Genomic DNA, 724 nt, shown 5'->3' with positions numbered 1-724 from the left:
CCAAGAAACAACTACGCGCTCAAGAGAAGCAGACCGTCGCCTCTATCACGTGGTCGTGGCGACGATTGCATCTTTTTGCCTCGTTGTTGTCAGTGGTCAGCTTAAAACCATGGCCGGCGAAATCGTCGCTGTCTGGATAGCCGACGGCTACCTGCTCGGACACCTGATGGCGGTTCCACGCCGCAGCAAGCCGTCTATCCTTATAGGCGGGGTAATCGGGAACCTTGTAGCAAACCTGATGGGCGGCGAAAGCCTCTACGTATCTCTTTCCTTCACCGCGGGCGGTATGGTCGAAGTGTGTACGGCTGCTTTGCTTCTGCCGTGGGTTAGTTCTTCAAAGGAACTGATAAACCCGAGAACGTTTCTTCGATTTGTGCTCGTAGCAGGTGCTCTCGCTCCGCTAGTTTCTGGTTTGGCTGCGGTTTTACTATTGCAGGGTGTCTTCACCACCCATCCTTTTTCTTCCTTTTCTAACTGGGTGATATCCGCGTCGCTCGGTTTTGTGATATTCACGCCCGTGACTTTGAATATCGTCTCAGGTGAATGGCGGAGCCTGTTGGAACCCGGGAATCGGATGAAGTCGCTGGCGTTACTGGCGCTTGTCGGATGCGTCACAACCTTGATATTCGTCCAGACGAGCCAGTCGGTGCTTTACTGGGCTCTGCCTCCGCTCGCCCTCCTTGCGTTCCACGCCGAGCTTTCAACCGTTCTTCTCGGCATCCTA

1 protein-coding gene is annotated in these 724 nt (G+C 54.4%); it reads left to right on the top strand.

The window, feature by feature from the left end; translation table 11 throughout:
• Nucleotides 1–724, top strand: a 724-nt coding sequence (locus P0D96_RS48235; protein WP_408321418.1) for an MASE1 domain-containing protein, incomplete at both ends; no start/stop codon positions are given.

Source organism: Paraburkholderia sp. RL17-347-BIC-D, assembly GCF_046027915.1.
In the GTDB taxonomy this organism is placed as follows: Bacteria; Pseudomonadota; Gammaproteobacteria; order Burkholderiales; family Burkholderiaceae; genus Paraburkholderia.
This window is presented reverse-complemented; position numbering and strand designations above follow the sequence as displayed.